The sequence below is a fragment of the Methanolobus psychrotolerans genome (assembly GCF_002243045.1).
GTDB lineage: Archaea > Halobacteriota > Methanosarcinia > Methanosarcinales > Methanosarcinaceae > Methanolobus > Methanolobus psychrotolerans.
On record NZ_MBKP01000001.1, the window covers coordinates 67,447 to 84,453 of the forward strand.

Consider the following 17,007-nt stretch of genomic DNA (forward strand, 5'->3'; position numbering starts at 1 on the left):
CACCCTTCACCATTGTCGAAAGCAAAAAATCAGTACCATTCATGTATTCAATTACAAGACATCAGTACCCTTTCATAAACTTTTGGGGACATGAGTCTCTTTCCTTTGCTGAATGATGTGGATACAACCGTAAAATATCCAAGATCTGCAAACCAGTGTCCTATCACAAACATTGCTGCTGCAAGTATGCTTATCCCAAGTCCTCGAAGAACAAGGGCACTTCCGGCAGCCAGCCACCACAACCAGAAATAGGGGTTTGAGGCGGACGTGATTATTCCTGCAAGCACGGGATTTGAGTTTGTAGTTCCATGCTCATGCATTGAACTTGCTGCATCCTTTGCATTTCTGATTGTCAGGATACCAAACACAACAAGTGTGATCCCTCCAAGTATGGACATTGCCATGATCGTATTGTCACTAACTGCAGTGATGCCACATATAATCAGTACGCATACCAGAAACTCCAGGATCGCATGTCCGATGAAGATCTCAGGGCCTGCCTTCCATCCTTTTTTCAGGGATGTATCTATGGTGGCAAAAAGCATTGGTCCGGGTACAAGTGCACCTGTCATCCCGACGATAAATCCGATTGTCAGCATCTCCAGAAGCTCGAACATAGTTTACACTAGTTAATCCATCAAGGTGTTAAAAAAGGTTTGGCAAAAAAGAAAGTGAGACAAAGGAAGAGGTGGTACAATCTTCCTTTATGTCATTAATTTGTATTCTTAGAGAATTATCTCAATGTCAAGCTCTTCTGCAAGCTCTTTATACCTGTTACGGATGGTAACTTCTGTCACACCTGCAACATCGGCAACCTCGCGCTGTGTACGGCGCTCACCACAAAGAATGGACGCAATGTAAATTGCCGCTGCAGCGACACCGGTTGGACCACGGCCACTGGTAAGCTCCTTCTCAGAAGCTTGCCTTAATATCTCCACACCCCTGGATTGTACTTCCCCTTTGAGGTTAAGTCCTGAGCAGAACCTCGGAACGTAGTCTATTGGTGAGGTTGGCATGAGCTTCAGGGATAGTTCTCTTGAAATAAAGCGGTATGTTCTGCCGATCTCTTTCCTGCTTACCCTTGATACCTCTCCTATCTCATCAAGTGTCCTTGGAACACTGCACTGGCGGCATGCTGCATACAATGCTGCTGCAGCAACACCTTCAATACTTCTCCCGCGAATAAGATTCTTGTCAACTGCTTTTCTATATACTACTGCAGCAGTTTCACGCACAGTCCTTGGCAGACCAAGAGCCGATGCCATACGATCCAGTTCGGACAATGCAAAAGCAAGGTTCCTTTCCGTAGCGTTACTTACCCTTATTCGACGTTGCCATTTTCTCAGTCTGTACAACTGGGCCCTGTTCTTTGATGAAATGGATTTACCATATGAGTCACGGTTCCTCCAGTCTATCATAGTGGACAGACCTTTGTCGTGGATGGTGTAGGTCATTGGTGCGCCCACACGGGAACGCTTCATCCTCTGATCATGATCGAAAGCACGCCATTCTGGCCCTTCATCGACAAACTCTGCATCAACCACAAGACCGCAGTCAGAACATACAAGTTCAGCTCTCTCATAGTCCTGCACGAGGTTACGGCTGCCACATTCGGGACACTGCACTTTTGCTTTTTCGACTTCTGCGCTCTTATCTTTCTCTTTACGTGCCTTGATCATTGCACGTATTTTCTCCCTCTCGGAAGTATCGGAATATCGTACCCTTTCAACTTCAACCATTCAAATCACCTTTAATAATCTCTCAATAAAATATATGAGGTAAGTATATTCTCAGTCATCCACAGCTCACAGTGTAAATATTGTAACTACTTCAATTTATCATTGAATGTAAACACGTTCATTCACAAGTTTTTCCAACCCGGAAGTTATAACTCTCTTGTCAGGTTTCAGAGTAAAATAAGGCTGGTCAACCGGACCAAATATGCCGGAAACCTTTCCGATGGGCTTGATGGATTTGTCAAGAACAAAAGAATTAATTCTGGGCAACTCTTTCATTGACCCGGAAAACTGTTTTTCGTCCCCTCTGACAACGATTTCATTCTGCCTCGAAATATGCAGGATCTGGCCTAGTCTTTTCATATGTCTTCTTTCATTGTATTTAGGTTTTGTACTATATGGTACGTTTATGTAATATATACTTATCGTATGCATTTTAATATTAGATTTATTCAGTACAAAAACATATCTATCCTTTTTTAGACTATGTCACCCCGTCACAGACCACAAACTTAAAGTTATAAAAGAACAATTGAGGCTCGACTTAATACTAATGAATGTCCATCATATATTCTTATGCATGGAGGAAATTCGGTGGCAGATAAGAAATTCGTATATTTTTTCGGGAACGAAGAAACAGAAGGTAAAAATAGTATGAAAGATCTGCTTGGTGGCAAAGGAGCCAACCTGGCAGAAATGTCCAACCTGGGAATCCCTGTTCCGCCAGGATTTACCATAACAACTGAGGTTTGTTTACTTTATCTAGAAAAGGGGTTTTATCCAACTGAGGTAATTGACCAAATAAATAGTTCAATATCAAAACTCGAAAAGGTCACTGGTAAAAAGTTTGGGGACAATGATAACCCTTTGCTTCTTTCTGTCAGGTCCGGTGCAAGAGTCTCTATGCCAGGTATGATGGACACTGTTCTGAACCTGGGTTTGAATGATGACACTGTAGCAGGTCTGGCAAAGAAGACCGGTAATGAAAGATTTGCCTATGACAGTTACCGCAGGTTCCTCACGATGTTTGGTGATGTAGTACTAAATATAGAACATCACAAATTCGAGTCGGCCTTAAGTGCAAAAAAAAATGGACTGCACGTCACTCTTGACACTGATCTCAATGCAGATGCACTCAAGGAACTTGTAGATACATTCAAGAGCATAATCAGGGATGCAATAGGCACGGACTTCCCCCAGGATCCACGCAAACAGCTCCAGATGGCAATTGATGCCGTATTTAATTCATGGAACAACCAGCGTGCTATTACTTACCGGCGTCTTAATGGCATACCTGGTGAATGGGGCACAGCCGTAAACGTACAGTCAATGGTCTATGGTAACATGGGCGATACCTCCGGCACAGGAGTAGCTTTTACAAGGGATCCGGCAACCGGAGACCACCGCTTCTTTGGTGAGTATCTTATGAATGCCCAGGGCGAGGATGTCGTTGCAGGTATAAGAACACCAAAAACAATTGAAACACTTGAAAAGACCATGCCTGAAGCTTATGCTAAACTTGAGGAGATCTACAAGAAACTAGAGAAACACTTCAAGGATATGCAAGACATAGAGTTTACAATTGAGGAAGGCAACTTATACATGCTGCAGACAAGAGCAGGTAAACGCACTGCTGCTGCAGCTTTGAAAATTGCTGTTGATATGGTCAATGAAGGCCTCATTGACAAAAGAACAGCTCTTATGAGAGTCGCCCCTGAACAAATTGATCGTCTTTTGCATCCAACCATAGATCCACAGGCTGAATATGAAGTTCTTGCCACAGGCCTTCCAGCTTCTCCGGGAGCTGCCGTAGGTAAAGTAGTTTTCACAGCAGAGCATGCTGAGGAAATGGCAAAGAACAACAAAAAAGTTATTCTGGTCCGCACTGAAACCTCACCGGAGGATATAGGCGGTATGGATGCCGCACAGGGGATCCTCACAGTAAGGGGAGGTATGACATCTCATGCAGCCGTAGTTGCAAGAGGCATGGGTAAGCCCTGTGTTGCCGGATGTGGAGCAGTCAGCATTGATATGGCCAGTTCCACATTCACAGTTTACGATGTTACTGTGAAAGAAGGCGACTACGTGACCATTGATGGTACCACTGGTAACCTCATCATCGGTAAAGTTGATCTTATCACCCCAGGCGTAAGTGGCGAACTTGAAATACTTCTTTCCTGGGCAGACGAAGTAAGGGAAATGGGTGTCAGGACAAACGCAGATACACCACATGATGCTCAGGTCGCCAGGGACTTTGGTGCTGAAGGTATAGGCCTTTGCAGAACAGAGCACATGTTCTTTGGAGAGGACCGTATTCCGGCAGTAAGGGATATGATTTTGGCAGAAGATACTAAAGTAAGGAAAGCAGCTCTTGATAAGCTTCTTCCAATGCAGAAAGAGGACTTCATAGGTATCTTTAAAGTAATGGAAGGGTATCCTGTAACTATTCGCCTTCTTGATCCTCCTTTACATGAGTTCCTTCCTAAACATGAGGAGCTTTCAGATAAGCTAAGGGCACTTGAAGCGGAAGGTGGCAGCGTCAAAGACATGGAAAGCATCAAAAGATTGATGGAGCGTGTTGATTCCATGGTAGAGACAAATCCGATGCTCGGACACCGTGGTTGCCGTCTTGGCATCACTTATCCTGAGATATATTCAATGCAGGTCCAAGCCATCATTGAAGCAGCATGCGAGCTAAAATCAGAGGGAATGGATATCGTTCCTGAAATAATGATTCCTTTGATATCTCACGTTAACGAATTCAGTTCCGTTAAGAAGGATGTTGTTGCAGTAGCAGAATCCGTGATGTCTGAAAAAGGTGTAAAACTGGATTATCTAGTGGGCACAATGATAGAACTACCACGGGCTGCCCTGACAGCAGATCAGATCGCAAAGGAAGCAGAGTTCTTCTCATTCGGGACCAACGATCTTACACAGACAACGTTCGGTTTCAGCAGGGATGATGCAGCTAAGTTCCTTCCGTTCTATATCGAGAATTCCATCCTTCCAAACGATCCATTCGCAGTCCTTGACCAGGGCGGCGTTGGTGAGCTTGTGAAGACCGGTATTGAAAAAGGTCGCTCTACCAGACCAGACATTAAGATAGGTATATGTGGAGAACATGGCGGAGAACCAAGTTCTGTAAAGTTCGGATATAACATCGGACTGAACTATGTAAGTTGCTCCCCATTCCGTGTGCCAATTGCAAGGCTTGCAGCGGCACAGGCTGTACTTGAAAATCAGGACAACTCCTGATCTTTCAAACTTTCTTTTTTAATACTAATATTAACTCCTTGTACCTTCAGGTTTAAAGGAACGTAGATCTAATCCCGTTTATTTCTAATAACAGAGTGATAATTAAAATCATGCAAAAACGTATATGAAGAGCATGTTCTTCATAAAAATACAAGCAGATCAATATGATCTTGTGATCATATAATCTGCAACTGCCAGAAGTATGCTCTTTGCCTCTGAATCTTCAACAACATTCAAAAGTTCTTTGCCATTTGCCACATATGACAACGCAAGATCCCTTACGTAGTCTATGGAACCTGCTTCTTCAAGAAGGCGTACAGCCTCGTTGATCTCTTCTACCGTGGCCTCACCCTTTCCGAAGATCTTAAGTTCCACACCCTTGTTTAAAGCGTGTATGGCAATTAGGGTTTTCTTACCTTCCATAAGGTCACTGCCTCTGACCTTTCCAAGTACTTCTTCAGGAGTTGTCATGTCAATGACATCATCGTATATCTGGAAAGCAATGCCTATTAACCTTCCACACTCATAGAAAGCATCGGCAACCTCATTGGACGCACCACCAAGAATAGCACCAATTTTCAAGGACGCAGCATAGAGAACACCGGTTTTTTTCTCTATCATTTCGATGTATTCTTCCTCTGTAACGTCCGTGCGGCCCTCGAACTCCACATCCATCCACTGGCCTTCACAGATATCCCTGCAGGTCTTAGAGAGTATATCAATACACTTCAGTATACGCTCCGGCTCTCCTGGCGCATGTGTCAATATCTCAAAAGCCTTTGAGTAAAGAGTATCGCCTGCAAGGATAGCTCCTGCCTCGCCCCATTTGATATGGACTGCAGGCATTCCACGACGTACGTCATCCCTGTCCATAATGTCATCATGGACCAGTGTGAAATTGTGGACCAGTTCCACTGCAACTGCAGCTGGGAGAACGGTTGCAATGTCAGAACCAACGGCTTCTGCTGCAAGTATAACTGTTGCCGGACGGAGTCTTTTCCCTCCCGCATCAGGAAGATATCTGGCTGCCTTGTAAAGTTCATATGGTTTGGCGATAGGGAGATATTCCTCAATTCCCTTATCAACGTACACTGAACGTTTTTTAATCTCTTCGATCAAGTCCATAAGCATCCCTGTTTTAATCAATCACTCTTCTTCAATGTAGAGCTCTTCCCCGTTTCTCAGAAGATGGAGGGTATCTCCCAAAATATATCCCGCATCTTCTGCCATCTGTATGTACTCGCTGTGCATCTGAATGGTCCCATGTGCAGGTATCACATGTTCGGGTTTAAGCATCCTGAGAAGTTCCCAGTGGTCTTCACGATATGCATGTCCTGAAACATGGACGTTGTCATATATCCTGGCGCCACGCATCTTCAATTTAGTCTCAAGTGCATAGCGGTTTGCCTGCGTCATAGGACTTGGTATGACATTGGCTGAGAAGATTATCCTGTCTCCTTTCTCTATTTTGTAAGGCGTATCTCCGTTCGCGATCCTTCCAAGTACTGCACCCGGTTCTCCCTGATGACCCGTGACAACTGGCAGGTACTTGTCCTTCCCAACTTCCATTATTTTTGCAAGTGCCTTGTCTATTTCCCTGCGGTTTCCATATATCTCTACTTTTTCAGGAAGCTCAATGTATCCCATCTGGTGGGCAGTTGCAATATATCTCTCCATGGAACTTCCCATGAGTATGGGGATCCTTCCCATTTCTTCTGCAAATTTTACAATAGAGTTTACACGGGCCACATGTGATGCAAAGGTTGTTACTATCATTCCGACATCTGATTCTTCCGTTCCAAGAAGGACATCCCTTAGCATTGAGTGAGCTATCATTTCAGATGGAGCCTTTCCATTGCGTCCTGAATTTGTGCTTTCTGTGATAAGTGCGATGACCCCTTCTTCACCAAGCTGTTTAAGCCTGTTGAAATCAGGAGCTTCACCAAGTGTAGGCGTCCTGTCAAGCTTGAAGTCACAGGCATAGACAATAGCACCACTGTTAGTATGGATTACAAGGAAAATGGTATCAATAATGCTGTGCTGGGCATTGACAAATTCAATGGATATCTCTTTTGTGATCTCCATATGTTCGCCGGCATTCATGGATACAATGTTGTTCTTTACTCCGAACTTTCTCTCAGACTCTATCTGATGTTTAATCAGGGCGGTAGTATAAGGAGTTCCTATAATCGGGGCTGTGTATCTGTGTGCAAGCTTTGGTATTGCACCAATATGGTCAAGATGACCGTGTGTACAGACAATTGCGCGCACATTACCGTTTACCTCTTTCATGATAGTGTCATCGGGGATAGCTCCCATCTCAATAAGTTCAAGTGAGTGCATCTTGTCGATCTCTACGTCCTCGTGTATCTGAACTCTGTCCAGGCGAAGGCCCATATCAACGATGATAATGTCATCATCGATCCTTATAGCAGTCATGTTGCGGCCCATTTCGTTATAGCCGCCAACTGCAATGATTCCTATTTCAGTCATATGTATTGCTCTCTAATTATTAAAACTATTTTATTTATATATTCCCTATGATTGATGAATGTTAAACCCGCTGGAACTCACTATTCTTTGAACGGAGGGCAAGATCTTTTACATTAAAGCCACGCAATTCAAGATATTCTCTTGTCCAGCCACTTATCACGGCAGGTGCCAGATGCAGATCATTCGTGTCCTTGCAGCCGCAAAGGAACATTGCCACCTTAAGTTCATTCAGCATGTGTTGAATGCTGCTTACAACTTCGTCTTTCCCTTTCATTGCAGGCCCGACAAAAGGAAGTGCAGCACTTGCAACCGAGGCTCCAAGAGCGATGGATTTTGCAATATCCAGTCCGGTCCTTAGTCCCCCTGTTGCGATAACAGGCAGGGATACACTGCATTCCACTATACTGGGTACAGTTGGTATGCCGAAATCCCAGAATAATTCCCCAAGCATTTCTGAGTTTGTATCCTTTCTTTCTCTGGCCCGATATACTTCCACGCCAGACCAGCTGGTACCTCCCACGCCACCTACATCTATGGCAGAGACTCCTGCTTCTTTTAGAATGAATGCATCTTCATGAGATATTCCTGCACCGGTTTCTTTGATTATCACCGGTATGGCAAGGGAACATATCTCTTTAATAACTTCCAGTACTCCGGAAGCGTCTCTGTCCCCTTCCGGTTGTATTGCTTCCTGCAGGAAGTTCAGGTGAACTGCAATGGCATCGGCATCGATCATTTCAATGATCCTCTCTACACCTTCAACGCCATATTCTTTTATCTGCGCAGCACCAATATTTCCGTAGACAAAAGCATTTGGTGCCTTATCCCTTACAACACGGAAAGATTCTTCCTGTGAAGGATCTTCAATAGCAGCTCTCTGGCTTCCGACTCCAATTCCAATCCCAAGCTCATTCGCAGCTTCTCCCAGTGCTGCATTGACGGATGTTGTATCCGGGTGTCCACCAGTAATTGATGCTATCATAAAAGGTGCATCCAGATTATTTTCCAGAAAACGTACAGAAAGATCTATGTCATCCATGTTCATTTCTGGCAAGGCCCTATGTACCAGCATTACCTCACTAAATCCTGATCCAGTTTTCCTGGATTCTACCGGGCTTGTGGTGCACAGTTCAAGATGCTCTATCTTTCTCCTGGAAGTACTCATAGTAATACCTTTATCTATATTGTTCTGTCACCGGAGATTGCGGTGCCTATATTCTTTCCTTTCAGGAAATCAGATATGTTTCCTGCATTGCCGGCATTGAATATATAAGAAGTGCTATTTGATTGCTCACTAAGTTTTAAAAGCTCAAGTACTTTTCCCAGCATGCCACCCGTTACATCAGTATTGGATGACCCGCCAAGGTACTCTTTTATTTGGTCGAAGTTACTGTTACTGATAGAAGGTATCACTTCACCTTTATTGTTAAGCACACCTTCTTCAGCACTTCCAATTCCGATCCTTGATGCTTTCATCTGTATTGCCAGATATGGGACGATCTGGTCACCGGAAAGGACGGAAGTTCCAAGTTCACTATCCATTACCATGTCCCCATGTAATACAGGAACAAAACCATTTGCAAGCATTTCTCCAATTTGTTCTGTGAACATGCTCTTGATTCGCCCGTTCTTGGATACCACACAGGCCATCGGGTGCACTGGTAATGCATTCACTCCTGCAAAGTTCAGGGCTTCAACAACCATTGTGTTGAGTTCCCTTACGGACATGTGTGTTATTATTGATCCGATGTGGTCGAACTTTCCTGTCAGTCCGAACCGTTTGACCTGGGGATGACCGAATGACCCCGCCCCATGAACAATGATAAGCTTTCCTTCAAAACCGGAAATTTCACCGGCAATACGTTCTATCTTACTAACTCTTGCAGCACCGTCATCCGCACTCTTGTCGGTGATGACACTGCCACCTATTTTCAGGATGGTGATATTATTCTTATCCATCTAATGACTCCAGTCGTACACCTTCTTGTGTATTCTTCGTAATGATGGCTTCTCCGCCTGCATCCTCAATGGCCCTGGCAATTGCCAATGTGTTGTTATCTTCTGCAAGTGCGACCATGCATCCCCCACCACCGGCACCTGTTATCTTGGCACTTATGGCACCACTGCCGCGTGCTGCATATACAAGAGAGGAAAGCTCTGCACTTCCAACGCCAATAGCATCAAGAAGTCCCTGATTGACATTCATGAGCATTCCAATCATTCTGTAATCGCCTTCATTAACAAAATCCTCTGCGATCATGGACATCTGTCCTATATTGGAAAGTATAGGTCCTATCACAGAAGGGAATTCGCTGCGAAGCTTTGCAACATTTCCTACAAGCTCCTTTGTTGAGGAGAACTTATTTGTGTTGCCTATGACGATCGGGCATTTAAGAAGCTGGAGCTTCTTTCTTTGCGGTATCATCACAACACCGCCCATGGTGCTCACATATGTGTCTGTCTGACTTGCATTTCCCTGTACAATTTTTTCAATCTCATGTCCGGTTTTTGCAATATCTTCAAGGGAAAGACCACACCCATAAAGGTGGTTCAATGCCTGAATACTTGCAACGGTAACTGCAGCAGATGAGCCAAGCCCGGAACCTACGGGAAGTTCGGATTCTATCTGTATCTTCACACCTTCTATATCCGCAAACTGTCTCATCTTTTTGATCACATGGGATACATATGGGTGTATTTCGAAATCCAGTCCTGTGGTGCCAAGAGTAGATTCTATAACTACGTCCTTGTTCTTTTGCACATGGACCTTTGTCCGAAGTTCCACTGCACAGCAGATGGCACTCTCACCGTAAACTACTGCATGTTCACCAAACAGGTAAACTTTTCCAGGTGCAGAACACGTAATCATAGAATGCCCTTATACTAATTATTCCACAGTAATTGCTGCATATCCAACAACTCCTGACATGTCTCCGGTTATATCTCCGCTGGTTGCATATTTTAGCAGTGATACTTTCTTAGCACCAAACTCCATTGTAGCTGATAGCATTGCTGCAATCGGTCCAAATCCGCATGCGGATATGTTTCGTTCTTCCCTGCGCCTGTAGAACTCGGGAATGTCCATTTCGATTATCGGCTCGATGAGATAATGGTCATTATCACTTGCAATGTCGGCAGGTCGATAGTGAGTGAAATCGCTTGATGCGATGAACACTACCTTCTTTCCTGAAGCTTTAACTGCCCTTGCAAGTTCCTTTCCTACTTCCATTGCTGTTTCTTCATCCTGAAGTCCCATGCATATAGGAAGTATCTTGAAATCACTGCCAAACATGTGCTGCAAAAAAGGTATCTGCACTTCAATGGAATGCTCAAAATGATGTGCAAGCTCGTCAAAGTCTATGATAGTACCAGCAAGCAGCTTTCCGATTTCCCTGTCAGTCTCAACAACTCCCAGAGGAGTTGCCCACGTATCCTGAGACATTGCCACAGCAGATCCATAACCTGTATGGTTGGGTCCAAACAATATATAGGTATCTGCCCTTGGTAACCGGGCATATGCATGTGCTGCGACCTCCCCTGAATAGATGTATCCGGCATGAGGTACGACAGCACCAAGGAGTGGCTTTTCTGAAATTGCCACATCCTTAAAGCACCTGCTAAGTTCCTTCTTAAGACTTTTAGAGTTTAGCGGATAGAACTGACCGGCAACGGTTGTCTGTCTCATACTACTGATCACCCCATGTTATAATAAGGGTTTTTAATATATGTAGTATGCTTCACACAAAGCTGTCAGTTCAGACACCGGTTTCAAAGTCTTCAAGTTCGTAATTGAACATTGAATCGTTGGCCTTTGAGATCTCTCTTGCGAGTAACCAGTAAACAAGGGACAATGCTTTTCTTCCTTTATTATTGGTTGGGATCACAAGGTCTACGTTTGATGTCATGTTATTTGTGTCACAGAGTGCAACAACGGGTACACCGATATTGATGGATTCCTTAATAACCTGTGCATCGCCGGTAGGGTCAGTAACAATAATTACATCAGGTTCATAGAATGTCTCGATCTTAGGGTTTGTGAGAATTCCGGGGATGAACCTTCCAACCATTGATCTTGCACCGATAGCTTTTGCGAACATCTTTGCCGGGAATTGGCCGTACTGTCTTGCAGAAACTACAAGGATCCTTCTTGGATCATAATTTGCAAGGAATGCTGCTGCAAGCTTTATCCTCTCATCGGTTGCCTGTATATCAAGCACATAAAGACCGTCTGTCCTGACACGGTACACGAATTTCATCATGTTCTCTGTCTTTTGCTGTGTGCCGATGTGAACCCCTGCTGCAAGGTATTCATCTATTGGAACGAGAGATGTTGTTTTTGCTTCCTCCTCTAATTCCCCTATCGTTTCATTTGCTATGTTAACGTCATTAATTCTAATTTCCTCTGTTGAATCCATAAAATCACCTAAATAATATTGTTAGTCTTTCGTTTAACAGTAATCGGGGTGACCCCGAGTTCGAATTCTCTCTTAGCAAGATATAATGAGCTCATGCTTGGATCATCGATCAGCACTGGAGCCCCCATTGATATCTGCAGTGCCCTTGCACCAACGATTCTTGCCTTTTCATACCTGGTATAGTGTTCTGTAGTCAATAGATCACCTGATCAAAATCATATTGAAAATATCAATAGCACATTTATCTATAGCTACCCCTATTGCTTCCAAAAAGTTTTCCTGTATGAATAGCCATTAATGCGGTCAATGATAACCATGATAAATAAATTTATTCGGAATCCCTCCGAATGTGGTCGTAAATATTTCCTGGCCAGCCATGCCCGGTCAGGGGCATGGGACCGCTGAGATTTGAACTCAGGTTCCGGCGTGTTTCGCATAACATATTCATATGTCCCGAACGCCGAAGGATGGTCCAGGCTACCCTACGGTCCCTACTGGTACGGAGCAAGCATATCTACTAGCTCGACATGTGAAAGGATCATCCTACGGCAACAATAACGAGTGACTCCAAGGTCATCGAGTACCGTTGCAGGGTCTTCCCCTTCCTTTACCCGCTGTTTGTATTCTTCCCAGCAATTTGAGACTACTTTTCCACAGCTGAAACATCGAACTGGTAACATATTCTATTGCCTACCTGTATGATTTCTGATATTTGGCACGTGCACCTGGTCCACCAAACTTCTTGGTTTCTTTCTGTCTGGAGTCATTTACCAGGAGGTTACGGTCATATTCCATATATGCATCCCTGAGGTTTGTGTCGTTGGTCCAGTCTACAATACCTCTTGCAATTGCAGTTCTTGCTGCACTTGCCTGGCCAATGATCCCGCCACCACTGACAACAACATCTATGTCAAGGCCTTCCGCAACGTCGCCTACAAGCATAACTGCCTCAACGATCTTCAGTTTTGCAAATTCCGGTTCGTATATTTCCAGCGGCTTTTTGTTTATGCGCACTTTTCCGGTTCCCTTCTTCACTGTTGCACGTGCAATAGCTGTTTTCTTCTTACCTGATGAGGTTATAACTTTAATGGACATTATAATCTTCCTCCTTCTTAGAACTTAGCACCCAGTTTCTTGCTTACATCGCCAAGTTTGAGGTATTTGTTTGAACTCAGGCGGTCCATGTTTGCGTCAACGATCTTTACAAATTCTTTGTCTTTGAATTCCATTGGAACACCAACGTAAACCTTCAGGCGGGACATTGCGTCTCTTCCTCTTGCACGTTTGTACGGGAGCATTCCCCTGATAGTTCTTTTAAGGATACGGTCCGATCTTTTTGGGAAGTATGGCCCAAACTCGGGTTTACCTCTCCTCAGAGTTTCATCATATTCCCTCAATGTAGTGTATTTTGAACCGGAGATAATTGCCTTTTCCGCATTGATGATATCAATCTTTTCACCAGCAAGCAACTTCTTTGCCACAGTGCTTGAAAGCCTGCCCAGAATGAGTCCTTCTGCATCGATAACTGTCATCTTCTTCACCTACTGTAAGATCTTTATTCCAGACCCCTTGGGATTCTCTTCCAATATCTGTTCGATTGTCAGGCATTGGCCACCAAGACTTGTGATCTTTTCAACTGCAGTCAAACTGAAATTGAATGCTGCAACAGTGATTGCCTTATCGAGCAATCCGGAACCCAGTACCTTTCCTGCAATAAGGACAGTTTCTCCATCCTTTGCATACCTGTTGATCTTACTGAGGTTTACCTGTGCGTAATTATTTCCAGGTTTTTCCAACCTCTTTGCCACATCTCTCCAGATAGCGACTTCATTCTGACGTGACCCTTCCTTCAGTGCTGATATAAGCACAGGAGTGCGAGGGTTTGTCTTTCGTTCTATTTTTACTTGTGTAGTCTTGCTCATAATGTTCCTCCGCAAGAGTATGTCTCACTCACGCATTATATGCGTTCGAACATCCGTATGGTGTCAATTAAGTAAGAACATGAGAGTCTGTACAATCAGACTGGTGTTCACATAACATTAATAGTACATAAAGATTATGTGGGTTTATCATCTTTGCTGAATACCTTACTGTACACCTTGTCGTATATTGCGTCTATATCGCAACCCAGTTCTTTTGCAGTCAGCAAACCTGCTACTTCAATATCCACAAGATCTTCAAATTGTTCTTGCTTTTTATTGATCAGTGCAGTTGTATCCCTTGCATTCTTTCCGCAATTTGCAACTATAAGGGCTATTATATCCTCAATTACAGATCTCTCTTTAAAGAGAGACTCCGACGGCTTGAAACCATGAGGTATCTCTATCTTACTGATATCAAAATTCAGGACTAGTTCTGCACCACTGAACTTCAGCAGGCGTGCGCCTATAGCCTTATCCCTTACCTTTGATGCAAGGTCAGGTGCCATCCACTTAAGATCAAAAGAGAGAACGAATTCAAAGTCCTTGATAGAAAGTGTATTCTTATTATTTCTTTTGAAAGGGGTTGCAGCTACAAGCATCAATTCATCCATCATGACCCTCTGCGAAGCTCATCAATAATTGTATCCGCAACCCTGCCGCATTCTGTTCGCTTCGGACCGTCTATATGATTGATCTGGAGTACCAGTAATTCATTTTCAAAGATAGCCCTCAAAAGATAGATATCCCCTCTGAACGGGACACGGTTATACTTCCCGTCAAGGTAACTGTACCTTAAATGGACCCTGAAATCTATTATCCCTTCTTTCTCAAGAGTATCCAGCACTTCATCTACAGTATCGTAGTTAAGAGGGGAAAAATCAATACCATTGGAAACGACTTCAATAGCTATCTCCCTTTTTGCCTGTATCCGATGTCCTCTTTGAGTGACGGATTCTGTCACAAACATACCGAATTTCCCATCCATGTTAGCCATCACTTTCACAAAAAAAGGAAGGTCCGAATGGTAGCGGTATTTTTGTTCAAACTCCACAGTCCTGTGCGGAAATCGATGATATATACGCTTTCGCATCATTAAACTGCTACCATCCTTTATGTTAACACACTTTTTTGTTCACTTTAATTAAAGTTTGATGAGCTTGGCATCGATAATTCCTTCAACCGCCCTCATCTCTTTCAGTATAGGTTCAGGAACTTCTGAATCCACGTTAAGGGCCATTATAGTAGTTCCACCTATTTCAGCTCTTCCTACCTGCATACCAGATATGTTAATATTGTTCTTTCCAAGTATTATGCAGCATGGACCTATCACATTAGGTTTGTTAATATGTTTTGCAACTATCATATATCCGGAAGGTACCATATCAACATGTTCCCCATTGATCTTGATGATCTTTCCTTTACCGCCAATGACCGTACCTACAATAGATGCTTCCTCTCCATTGATTGTTATTTCAACTTTAATCGTTGAGCTGAACTCTTCCGTTGTCTCTGACTTGCTTTCAACAACTTCTACCTGTCTTGATTTAGCAAGGGATCCTGCGTTTACGTAGTTGACAGCTGAACCAAGTGCAACCTGAAGCATTCCTTTCACGGCGGCGACAGTAACCGGCCGGGTGTCCTTCTCTGCAATATCTCCGTTATATGAGATCTCTATCTTTTTATAGTTCTTACCAAGAAGCTGTGCACATGCGTTGCTCATTGTTTCAGCAAGCTGGATGTATGGTGCAAGCATGGTCATGACTTCAGGTTTGACAGATGGTATATTTATAGCACTTTTTGCAGTTCCGCCCTTAAGTACAGAAACTACCTCTTCTGCAACAGACACAGCTACATTTATCTGCGCTTCCTCGGTGGAAGCACCAAGGTGCGGTGTAGCTATAAGGTTCTTACATTCAAGAAGAGGGCTTTCAAATGGAGGCTCATTAACAAAAACATCAATTGCAGCACCTGCTATTTTTTTACTGTTCAGCGCATCTGCAAGTGCTTCTTCATTGATTATGCCGCCACGCGCACAATTGATGATCCTTGCATTGCTTTTCATCAAAGCGAACTCTTCAGCATCTATTATGTTCCTGGTCTCTTTTGTAAGTGGCGTATGGACAGTGATGAAGTCAGCCAGTCTTACTATTTCCTGCACGGACATCATTTTTACGCCCATCTCCTTTGCTCTCTCCTCTGAGACAAAAGGATCGTATGCCAGAATATCCATGTTAAGTCCCTGGGCCCTTTTTGCAACTTCAGCACCAATGCGCCCCAGCCCGATAACGCCCAAGGTCTTGCCATTAACCTCAACACCCATGAACTTATTACGTTCCCATTTTTTGGATTTGAGTGACTCATTTGCCTGTGCTACGTTCCTTGCAAGAGCCATCATCATTGCAATAGTATGTTCTGCAGCGGAGAGCATATTTCCTTCGGGCGCATTGACAACTATAATTCCCTTTTCTGTAGCTGCCTCTACATCTACATTATCAATGCCAACTCCTGCCCTGCCGATTATTTTCATCCTGTCGGCTGCCTCTATGACCTTTCTCGTAACCTGGGTTCCACTTCGGATCACAAGCGCGTCATATTCCGGTATCTTCTCAACGAGTTCCTCTTCTGAAAGTCCGGTAAGGACGTCAACTGTGAAATGCTGCTGAAGTATTATTAATCCCTGTTCTGATAATGGATCACTGACTAGTACTTTCATTTTATATGTCTCCGCAGATAAGTGCAATATAAGTAATTGCGCATTTTTAGTTAATATGGTTAAGAACTAATGCAATAATATCTTTTATATTTGTCTGCATCTTGTCCTGTGCTTCCCTAGTTCTTTTCAACCTATTTTAACCTATTTTGAAAACGCGCCATTTTACATATACTTGCCTCTTTAAAAACTTAAGTGTATACTATTATTAAACCAATTGCACGGTATGATTGCACGTTCCTTTGCCCCCCTTCACCACAAAAGATAGGAACATATATATAAAATACACAATATTGACCTTAAATACCAGTAAAATAGATTCAGGCATTTTATACTGCCAAAAGAGGTTTTTTATCATAGTGCAGGGTTGTATATGAGAAAAGACGTAAAAATACTAATGGTTTCTATATCATTTGGTCTTGCATTCTGGATCGTAGATATCTACTTAGCAGACATCTTATTTTCAACAAAATTCC

19 protein-coding genes and 1 tRNA gene are annotated in these 17,007 nt (G+C 43.5%); 1 reads left to right on the forward strand and 19 read right to left on the reverse strand.

Annotated elements, in window-relative coordinates; all coding sequences use genetic code 11:
• Positions 1-47: 47 nt before the first annotated feature.
• The 3 genes from BB781_RS00255 to BB781_RS00265 all read right to left on the reverse strand — a co-directional run bounded on the left by BB781_RS00255 (position 48) and on the right by BB781_RS00265 (position 2,099).
• Entirely contained in the window at positions 48-617 is a 570-nt protein-coding gene (locus BB781_RS00255; protein WP_094226496.1) for a LysE family transporter, read from the reverse strand.
• A 108-nt stretch (positions 618-725) separates the two neighbouring features.
• A complete protein-coding gene (locus tag BB781_RS00260) occupies positions 726-1,739 on the reverse strand; it encodes a transcription initiation factor IIB (RefSeq protein ID WP_023846028.1) in 1,014 nt (337 codons plus the stop codon).
• Between the two features lie 99 nt (positions 1,740-1,838).
• Positions 1,839-2,099, reverse strand: a complete 261-nt coding sequence (locus BB781_RS00265) for an H/ACA ribonucleoprotein complex subunit GAR1 (RefSeq protein WP_242492479.1) — start codon at positions 2,097-2,099, stop codon at positions 1,839-1,841.
• A 231-nt stretch (positions 2,100-2,330) separates the two neighbouring features.
• Here BB781_RS00265 and ppdK point away from each other — a divergent pair, with 231 nt between their 5' ends.
• Positions 2,331-4,991, forward strand: a complete 2,661-nt coding sequence (gene ppdK / locus BB781_RS00270) for a pyruvate, phosphate dikinase (protein ID WP_207205220.1) — start codon at positions 2,331-2,333, stop codon at positions 4,989-4,991.
• 159 nt (positions 4,992-5,150) lie between these two features.
• On the opposite strand, the gene BB781_RS00275 is transcribed toward ppdK, so the two are convergent.
• The 16 genes from BB781_RS00275 to serA all read right to left on the reverse strand — a co-directional run bounded on the left by BB781_RS00275 (position 5,151) and on the right by serA (position 16,534).
• The gene (locus BB781_RS00275) at positions 5,151-6,116 is read right to left on the reverse strand and encodes a polyprenyl synthetase family protein (RefSeq protein WP_094226516.1); all 966 of its coding nucleotides are present in this window, start codon (positions 6,114-6,116) and stop codon (positions 5,151-5,153) included.
• Between the two features lie 21 nt (positions 6,117-6,137).
• Positions 6,138-7,484: an RNase J family beta-CASP ribonuclease gene (locus tag BB781_RS00280; protein ID WP_094226499.1), complete on the reverse strand. Its 1,347-nt coding sequence runs from the start codon at positions 7,482-7,484 to the stop codon at positions 6,138-6,140.
• Between the two features lie 61 nt (positions 7,485-7,545).
• On the reverse strand, positions 7,546-8,655 hold the full coding sequence (gene fni / locus BB781_RS00285) for a type 2 isopentenyl-diphosphate Delta-isomerase (RefSeq protein WP_094226500.1): 1,110 nt from the start codon (positions 8,653-8,655) through the stop codon (positions 7,546-7,548).
• An 8-nt stretch (positions 8,656-8,663) separates the two neighbouring features.
• Positions 8,664-9,443, reverse strand: coding sequence for an isopentenyl phosphate kinase (locus tag BB781_RS00290; protein ID WP_094226501.1), 780 nt, complete (start codon positions 9,441-9,443; stop codon positions 8,664-8,666).
• Entirely contained in the window at positions 9,436-10,353 is a 918-nt protein-coding gene (locus BB781_RS00295) for a mevalonate kinase (protein ID WP_094226502.1), read from the reverse strand. The genes BB781_RS00290 and BB781_RS00295 overlap by 8 nt, the downstream gene beginning before the upstream one ends.
• A gap of 18 nt (positions 10,354-10,371) precedes the next feature.
• Positions 10,372-11,169, reverse strand: coding sequence for an MEMO1 family protein (locus tag BB781_RS00300; protein ID WP_094226503.1), 798 nt, complete (start codon positions 11,167-11,169; stop codon positions 10,372-10,374).
• A 70-nt stretch (positions 11,170-11,239) separates the two neighbouring features.
• On the reverse strand, positions 11,240-11,899 hold the full coding sequence (rpsB, locus tag BB781_RS00305; protein ID WP_094226504.1) for a 30S ribosomal protein S2: 660 nt from the start codon (positions 11,897-11,899) through the stop codon (positions 11,240-11,242).
• An 8-nt stretch (positions 11,900-11,907) separates the two neighbouring features.
• Complete coding sequence (locus BB781_RS00310; RefSeq protein WP_094226505.1) at positions 11,908-12,096, reverse strand: DNA-directed RNA polymerase subunit K; 189 nt, start codon at positions 12,094-12,096, stop codon at positions 11,908-11,910.
• A gap of 196 nt (positions 12,097-12,292) precedes the next feature.
• Positions 12,293-12,391: transfer RNA gene (locus BB781_RS00315), tRNA-Pro, on the reverse strand.
• A complete protein-coding gene (locus BB781_RS00320) occupies positions 12,391-12,579 on the reverse strand; it encodes a DNA-directed RNA polymerase subunit N (protein WP_094226506.1) in 189 nt (62 codons plus the stop codon). Before BB781_RS00320 ends, BB781_RS00315 begins: the two co-directional genes overlap by 1 nt.
• Positions 12,580-12,589: 10 nt before the next feature.
• Entirely contained in the window at positions 12,590-12,994 is a 405-nt protein-coding gene (locus BB781_RS00325) for a 30S ribosomal protein S9 (protein ID WP_094226507.1), read from the reverse strand.
• A 17-nt stretch (positions 12,995-13,011) separates the two neighbouring features.
• Positions 13,012-13,431 (reverse strand): 50S ribosomal protein L13, encoded by a 420-nt coding sequence (gene rplM / locus BB781_RS00330; RefSeq protein WP_094226508.1) that lies wholly within the window; start codon positions 13,429-13,431, stop codon positions 13,012-13,014.
• A gap of 9 nt (positions 13,432-13,440) precedes the next feature.
• Positions 13,441-13,821: a 50S ribosomal protein L18e gene (locus tag BB781_RS00335; protein WP_094226509.1), complete on the reverse strand. Its 381-nt coding sequence runs from the start codon at positions 13,819-13,821 to the stop codon at positions 13,441-13,443.
• A 134-nt stretch (positions 13,822-13,955) separates the two neighbouring features.
• Complete coding sequence (locus BB781_RS00340; RefSeq protein WP_242492480.1) at positions 13,956-14,435, reverse strand: DUF2240 family protein; 480 nt, start codon at positions 14,433-14,435, stop codon at positions 13,956-13,958.
• Positions 14,432-14,872 carry a hypothetical protein gene (locus BB781_RS00345; RefSeq protein ID WP_242492481.1) on the reverse strand — a complete coding sequence of 147 codons (441 nt, stop codon included), beginning with the start codon at positions 14,870-14,872 and terminating at the stop codon, positions 14,432-14,434. The genes BB781_RS00340 and BB781_RS00345 overlap by 4 nt, the downstream gene beginning before the upstream one ends.
• Before the next feature lie 90 nt (positions 14,873-14,962).
• Positions 14,963-16,534: a phosphoglycerate dehydrogenase gene (gene serA / locus BB781_RS00350; protein WP_094226512.1), complete on the reverse strand. Its 1,572-nt coding sequence runs from the start codon at positions 16,532-16,534 to the stop codon at positions 14,963-14,965.
• Positions 16,535-17,007: the final 473 nt, after the last annotated feature.